Raw genomic sequence first — 4,649 nt, 5'->3', positions numbered from 1 at the left:
TCTCGAAACTGGTGATTTCCGTTGCGTCGCTAATGAAATCGTCATAGGTTTGCACGTTTTCGAGAGCATTCCCAACAGATATTATAGGTAGTCGATCGTTGCTGGAGTTTCGCACGTTTGACGTTTGGATGCTCGATGCGTGCGCAAAAATCAGTTTTGCATTCGAACGGCTCATAATCGCATCGAATACCTCTGAAGACCACCGTACATTGCAAAACTCTGGAATGGCCCCGATCGAAAAAGCTGCGAATACAATCTCGATAAACTCGTTGCAATTTTGAAGCCATAGCGCAACATGATCGCCGGGACGTACGTGCGCTTTGTCTCGCATGGCTTCTGCAAGCAACAAAACCCGGTGGTAGAGCTCTCCGTAGGTGAAACTGCGCCCTGCGTACGAGACAGCGACTTTATTGCCGTATTTTTTCGCAGAATTAGCCAACAGATCAATCGGTAACATCGAATTCCCTTTCAGCAGAACCGCATCTCGACTGTATGGCAGCACGTTTTCAAATAAAGCGACAGCAACGGGGGCCGAACAATTGTTTTTGTTGCTGTCGCCATTTGCTAGTTGTCTTGAGCCTGCTTGATAAGAGCACGACCCGCCGTATGAACCATGATCTCTTCCGTTCCTGCCATGATTCGATAGACACGCTGATCGCGCCACAAACGAGAGATTCGACAATCGTGTGTGTAGCCAATCCCGCCCATAATCTGCATTGCATCGTCAATAACCTGGAAAGCCGCCTGGCCAGAGTACCTTTTGAGTAACGAGGAATCAATCATGATGGACTCGCCGGAATCTTTCTTCCAGGCCGTCTTATAAAGCATGTTTTGCATATTTTCGATCTTGATGGCCATATCGGTGATTTTCTCTTGAATGAGCTGGAACGTTCCGATAGTTTTTCCGAACTGCTCTCGCTGGCCCGCATGGCGGATGGCGTCGTTGTAGGCGCAGCGCGCCATTCCGACATTGCTCGCACACGTGAGAAGGCGCTCAACTTCGAAGTTCTTCATCAGCTGATAGAAGCCGCGACCCTTCACTCCTACGAGGTCGTCTTCTTCCATCTCGACGTCTTCGAGATAGACCTCGTAGGTGGCCATCATGTTGTTGCCGATCTTATCGAGTTTCGCCATCTTGACACCAGGACGATCCAAGGGCATGAGATACATGGACATGTCACGCGCGGGCTTGTCATTTTCGAAGTCACGCACGAGACACAGCATGTACGGAGCGCAATTGGCACCTGTGTTGAACGTCTTACACCCGTTCACGTACAATTTTCCATCGCGCTTCGTGACTGTCGTCGCCATCGCATTGCTGTCAGAGCCGGCCTGCGGTTCGGAGAAGCCGAGGGTAAACGGCTTAATTCCCTTGAGTCCGAGTTCCATGACGGCCTTCTGTTGCTTCTCGTTGCCGAACGCAATCATGTCGTCAACGGCGAGAGACTGGTTGACCCAAGTCAGGGACGGCCAGCCAAGCGACATCGCCTCCTCAACCACCATGACTTGTGTCAGGATGTCCGCAGGGGTTCCACCGTGCTCTTCGGGAATGCCAAGCGAGGCAAAACCCGCATCTACCATATCTTTGGCAGCTTTCTCGGGATACTGGTGCTCCTTATCGCACTCTTTGAAGTACGAATCAAAATTGCCTCGCTCCATCACCTCATGTAGACTCTCAAGTAAGAGTTCCTGTTCGTCGGTTTTGCAAAAATCCATTCCTGCCTCCATTCTTCGATAATTTGTCCGATCGATGATTGTCGGACCGTTAATACCAAACTTCGTTTAGGATAGAGAAGATGGTACGTATAACACAAATGACAATATCAACGAAGTCGATACAAGGGATAAAAGTGATGCCATAGTTTTTGTTGGGGATCTATTCAAATATTGCATCAGCGTTAAAGGGGGATGTCGTGGAAATTAGTCATCTAGAGGAATTTTCGACACTAGTCATCTATGGAAGTTATACGTCAGCGTCCAAAGCGTTGTTTGTTTCCCAACCTTCGCTGAGTCGACACGTCGAAGCGCTTGAAAAGGAATTGGGGCAAGAGCTCCTTTTCATAGATCGCAAATCCAATCAGATGACGCTGACGAAGGCCGGGCAAATCGTATTAGAGCACGCTTCCGAGATCAACGCATCTTTTCATAATATGCTTTCCAAGCTTGACGGAATATCCAACATAAAGCCCGAATGCATCCGCATTCAGAACCTCCTCCACCTCGAATCCATGTACGATGGCATCTTCGAAGCGGTGCAGAACACCGAAACGCAATACCCCAATGTCGCCTTCGATTACGTGTCCATAGACCGATCATTCTCTCCTTGCGATGCGGTTCTTTCTGATCAGGTTGATATCGCATTTCGTTTTTCATTAACTTCCGAAGAGTATCTTTCAACTGATAACCTCGACAGGGACGATGAAGAATTTATCCACATTCCTATCTTTGATTTTCATGGAATACTTGGGTTCGGGATCGAAAAATCCTCTCCTTTGCTATTGAAGAAAGAGTTATCACTCCGAGACTTCGTTTCTCAACCGTTCTATGTTCCCGCGCAACGACATAGCGACGATCTCGTTGACGATTTTGTAAAGCTTTGCAATGAAGATGGTTTTTCTCCCATAATCAAAAGGGTTCCTGCCCGAGATCAGCTTGATTTCTATTCGAGGAAACCTAAAGACGGAGTCTTTTTGATCACGCGCATGGATAATGACGGCCATACGGCGTTCGATAGATATGTTAAAAACAACATGACCGTAATCCTTCCAGGAAGACCGGACAGAAATCACTACATCAACGCAACGCTTATTGCAAAGAAAGGCAGGCACAGCGAAGCGTTCAACTATCTCCTCGAACAAATAACGGCCATCGAACAAAGTCGACAAGCAGAGTCCTTCAAATAACGTCAATGAGAAAGATTTGCGGCAACCCTTTCGTTGCCGGGCAAACGTTTACCGCATTGAGCGTGTTGACGATCATGCAAATTGTGTTTCATATTATGCATTTATTGCATAAGCTACTTGCGCTGGTTATCCGAAATGAATTAAAACTTGTGTGATGGCAAACCGCCTGCAAGCTTTTATTCTCTTCTATGACGTTGAAACCGTGTGAATTGCATCGAGACTTATCGCTTCGAGCAATTTGACATGAGTCAAGGAGAGGAAATACCTATGAAGACGGTTGTTGCGCTCAAAATTGTTCCAGACGATCAGGATATTCAGGTGTCCGCTGATGGCTCGTTAGACTATTCCAAGGCCAAGGGCATCGTGTCCGCATACGACTTGAATGCCATCGAAGCCGCCGCGCAGCTGGCTGCGGCGAACGAAGGCTCCACAGTGGTCGCTATGACGGTGGGTCCCGCCTCCATCGACGACTCCAAGTTGAAGAAGAACGTGCTTGCTCGCGGCGTGGACGAGTTGTTTATGGCTGTCGATGGCGCGTATGTCAACATGGACGCTCGCGCTACAGCCGAGGCGCTGTCGGTCCTGGTCGGCAAGGTGGGTGCGTATGATCTTATTCTGTGTGGCGCCGGCTCCGCCGACAACTATTCTCAGCAAGTTGACGTGCAGCTAGCCACAAAACTGGGCTTGCCCGTGGTGAACGCCGCCACAAAGATCACCGCCAAGGACGGCGCCATCGAGGTCGAGCGTACACTCGAGGACGTGGTCGAGGTGGTAGAGGTGCCGCTGCCGGCCGTCGTGTCCGTGTCGCCCGACATTGCTCTGCCCCGCATCCCTGGCATGAAAGATATCCTCGCCGCCGGCAAGAAGCCGATGCACGTGGTTGGTGCCGACGCGGCACCTGTCCGCGCGCTTGAAACGGTGTCCTGCCTCGCTCCCGAGCAAGTCGACCGCAAGCAGGAGATTCTCGAGGTCTCGGCCGACGGTGCCATTGCGCAATTCGCCGCCGCCCTCAAGGCCTCGCTGTAGGTTTCCCTGGTCAATCCTTATACATACAGAAAGGCAGAGTAGATATTTATGAAAGCACTCGTTATCGCTGAACGCGTAGATGCCGCCCGGGAACTCGCCGCCGGTGCCCGCACCATGGCCGATGAGGTTGTCCTCGTTTCCTTCGGCGAAGCTCCTGAGGCGGTCGCCGACAAGATCGCCCATATCTCCGTGCCCTCCGGCTCCATCCTAGACGACGGAGCCAACACTGTGATCGCCGTGTTCGATGCTGAGCGGCCATCCGTCGTGCTGGTCGAGCCGACCTGCCATATGAGGACGATCGCAGGCAGGCTGGCCGCCCATGCAGGCACGTCGGTCATCACCGACGTCATGTCCTTCGAGAACGGTGCCAAAAGTCTGTACTTCGGCGGCGTGGCCGAGCGCGTGCAGAAAGCTGCAGGCGACGTAGCTGTCTACACGGTGGGCGCGGGCGCGTTCGAAGGCGCCGAGGCTTCCGGTGCGAACGCCTTCGAGGACATCGCTTGGGTTGCCCCGGCAAATCCCATGAAGCTCATCTCATCCAATCCTATCGAGAAGAGCGGCGTGGACTTGACGAAGGCTGATATTGTCGTAGCAGCCGGACGAGGATTTGCTGAAAAAGAGGATCTGAAAATGGCGGAGGCTCTGTGCGACAAGTTGGGCGCGGGTCTCGGATGCTCCCGCCCCCTCACCGAAGGAGTCGACTGGCTACCGACTGAGATA

Annotated in this window: 5 protein-coding genes; 3 read left to right on the top strand and 2 right to left on the bottom strand. The window is 51.6% G+C overall.

Annotated features, from left to right (window positions below):
• A partial coding sequence (locus RR842_RS12060) for a class I adenylate-forming enzyme family protein (RefSeq protein ID WP_332729886.1) occupies positions 1–457 on the bottom strand: 457 nt, incomplete at its 3' end.
• A gap of 107 nt (positions 458–564) precedes the next feature.
• A complete protein-coding gene (locus tag RR842_RS12055) occupies positions 565–1,716 on the bottom strand; it encodes an acyl-CoA dehydrogenase (RefSeq protein ID WP_332712081.1) in 1,152 nt (383 codons plus the stop codon).
• A 197-nt stretch (positions 1,717–1,913) separates the two neighbouring features.
• Between RR842_RS12055 and RR842_RS12050 the strand changes: the two genes are divergently transcribed.
• The 3 genes from RR842_RS12050 to RR842_RS12040 form a co-directional block, all read left to right on the top strand.
• Positions 1,914–2,903, top strand: coding sequence for a LysR family transcriptional regulator (locus tag RR842_RS12050; protein WP_332712084.1), 990 nt, complete (start codon positions 1,914–1,916; stop codon positions 2,901–2,903).
• A gap of 267 nt (positions 2,904–3,170) precedes the next feature.
• A complete protein-coding gene (gene fixA / locus RR842_RS12045) occupies positions 3,171–3,929 on the top strand; it encodes a putative electron transfer flavoprotein FixA (protein ID WP_332729885.1) in 759 nt (252 codons plus the stop codon).
• Between the two features lie 48 nt (positions 3,930–3,977).
• A partial coding sequence (locus RR842_RS12040; RefSeq protein ID WP_332729884.1) for an FAD-binding protein occupies positions 3,978–4,649 on the top strand: 672 nt, incomplete at its 3' end.

This window comes from Gordonibacter sp., assembly GCF_036667095.1.
Taxonomy (GTDB): Bacteria; Actinomycetota; Coriobacteriia; order Coriobacteriales; family Eggerthellaceae; genus Gordonibacter.
Note: the sequence above shows the minus strand (reverse complement) of the source record. Positions and strands in the feature narration are given on the sequence as shown.